This window comes from Kocuria nitroreducens (assembly GCF_042879195.1).
GTDB lineage: Bacteria > Actinomycetota > Actinomycetes > Actinomycetales > Micrococcaceae > Kocuria > Kocuria nitroreducens.
Map to the genome: position 1 here is coordinate 1 of NZ_JBHZTC010000055.1, position 2,594 is coordinate 2,594.

At 70.9% G+C, this 2,594-nt stretch carries 2 protein-coding genes; both read right to left on the reverse strand.

The annotated features are described in order from the left end of the window. Positions 1–1,129, reverse strand: a 1,129-nt coding sequence (locus tag ACFYE1_RS17255) for an aromatic ring-hydroxylating oxygenase subunit alpha (RefSeq protein WP_387745712.1), incomplete at its 3' end; no start/stop codon positions are given. 112 nt (positions 1,130–1,241) lie between these two features. Further along, positions 1,242–2,540, reverse strand: a complete 1,299-nt coding sequence (locus ACFYE1_RS17260) for an NAD(P)/FAD-dependent oxidoreductase (RefSeq protein WP_387745715.1) — start codon at positions 2,538–2,540, stop codon at positions 1,242–1,244. Between the last annotated feature and the right edge of the window lie 54 nt (positions 2,541–2,594).

The following is a 2,594-nucleotide window of genomic DNA, read 5'->3' on the forward strand; positions in this document are numbered from 1 at the left end:
CCGGGGTGGTGTCGCTGAGGGTGTCGGTGATCCAGTCGTGGAAGGCGCCGATGTGGTGTTCGGAGGGGACGAGGACGCCGCCGGTGGCGTAGATCTTGGAGCTCATGGCGGGTTGGCAGCGTTCGCAGGCGTCGAAGTCCTGCTGGTTGACGCGGTGGAAGAGTTCCACGGAGGCGGTGACGTCCTTGCCGGAGTCCACGACGGAGGGCAGGTAGAGCCAGTCGCATTCCACGATGGTGTGGTCGGTGGCCATGGGGAACATGCGGTGGATGATCACGTGGTCGGGGACGAGGTTGATGAACACGGTGGGTCTCACGGTGATGGCGTAGTAGCGGCGGTCGTGGTCCTCGTCCACCCCGGGCAGTTTCTCCAGGCCTTCGGAGCCGTCGACGGTGAAGCCCAGGACGTCGTCGCCGAACTCCGCGCCGTGGCCGACGAAGTACTGGGCGGCGAGGCCGTCGGCGAACTCGGGCAGCACCTCGGTGAGTTCGGGGTGGATGGTGGCGCAGTGGTAGCACTCCATGAAGTTCTCGATGATGAGCTTCCAGTTGGCCTTCACGTCGTAGGTGATGCGCCGGCCCAGGGAGAGGTTGGCGATGTCGTAGCCCTCGATGGCCTGGGTGTCGCCGAGGCGGTCTTGGATGTCGCCCATGACGTCGTCCTCGAAGGAGGGGGGGTTCTCGGCCAGGCAGACCCAGACGTAGCCGAGGTATTCCCGGACCGGGATGGTGACGAGTCCGTATTGCTGGCGGTCGATGTCGGGCATCTTGGTGAGGTTGGGGGCGGCGATGAGCTTGCCGTCGAAGTCGTAGGTCCAGGCGTGGTAGGGGCACTGGAAGGAGCGGCCGGCCTCGCCGGTGTCCTCCATGCACAGTTTCACCCCGCGGTGGCGGCAGATGTTGTAGAAGGCGCGGATGCCGTGCTTGCGGTTGCGGGTGATGATGATCGATTCCCGGCCGATCTGCACGGTGCGGAAGGCTCCGGGCTTGTCGAGGTCCCCGGCGCGCACGGCGCAGAACCACATCTGCTCGAAGATGCGTTCCTGCTCGGCGCGGAACACGGCCTCGTCCACGTAGCTGGACCCGGGCAGGGTGGAGATCAGACTCTCCGAGACAACATTGGTCGACAACTCGAACTCCTTGACTGAGGTGGCGGGGTACTGCGGTGGCGGGGGTTTGCGGTGGCGGGCAAGCGCGCGGGGTGCGCGGTCGGGACGGGGGGCCGGTGAGGCGTCCGGGGGCTCAGACCGCGGTCGGGAGCTGCGTGGGCGCCGGGGCCGCGGCGGTGGCGGCGGTGGCGGCCGGGGCGGCCGCGGCGATGACGGCGGCCGCGGCCGGGGCTGCTCCGCTGTGCGGGGCGGGGTTCTGGGCGGCGGTGGCGGCGAGTTTCTCGAGGGTCTTGCGCCAGCGGCAGAACAGTTTGGTCTGGTTCCAGGCCAGGACCGCGACCGGGTGCTCCCCGGCGTAGTAGACGGCCAGCAGGGAGTCCTGCCCGGGGCCGCCGTGCTCGTAGGCGACCCGGTCGCTGCGGGAGGCGTCGCCGGCGAACTGCAGGCGGGTGCCGTACTGGTCGGACCAGAAGTACGGGGGCTTCACCGCCGGCAGCTCGGCCGCCTCCGCGCCCAGCAGGGCGCCCACGGCCACGGCCGGGCGCTGGGCGGCCCCGGTCCAGTGCTCCACCCGGTGGTGGCGGCCGGTGGCCGGGTCCCACCACGCGGCGCAGTCGCCCACGGCGATGACCCCGGGGATGCTGGTGGCCCCGACCGCGTCGCAGACCACGCCGTTGCCCAGTTCGATCCCGGAGCTCTCCAGCCAGGCGGTGTTGGGCGCCGCCCCGATGCCCACGACCACCACGTCGGTGGGCAGCACCCGCCCGCCGGCCAGGTGCACCGCGGTCACGGACCCGTCGGTGAGCTCGAAGTCGGTGATGTCGGCCCCGCACAGCAGCTCGACCCCGGCGCGTTCGTGCAGCCCGGCCACGACCGCCCCCAGCTGCGCGCCCAGCGGGCCGCACAGCGGGGTCGGGGACTTCTCCAGCACGGTGACCTCCAGGCCCAGGGCGTGGGCGGTGGAGGCGACCTCGGCGCCGATGAACCCGGCGCCGATGACCACCATGCGCCCGCCGCGGCGGAGCAGCTCGCGCAGCTTCTGCGCGTCGGCGATGGTGCGCAGGCTCACCACGTTGTGCGCCCCGGCGATCGGGGGCAGCGACCGCGGCGAGGCGCCGGTGGCGATCACCAGGGCCTCGGCGTGGATCGCGCGCCCGTCGGCCAGGTGCACCAGGCGGGTGGCCGGGTCGAAGGACTCCGCCCGGGTGCCGAGGATCCACTCCGCGTCCAGGGCCTCGGTGTCGGTCTCCAGGGCGAGGTCAGCGATCTCGATCCGCCCGGCCAGGAAGTCCTTGGACAGCGGCGGACGGTCGTAGGGGCGCTGGGGATCCTCCCCGATGATCACCACCCGACCGGCGAAGCCGAGGTTCCGCGCGGCCCGGGCGGCCGACAGACCGGCCAGAGACGCACCGACAATGACGAGGGACTCCATGACGGGACCCCTTTCGACTAACTGACAACGGATGACCCAGAACCACGACGAGAG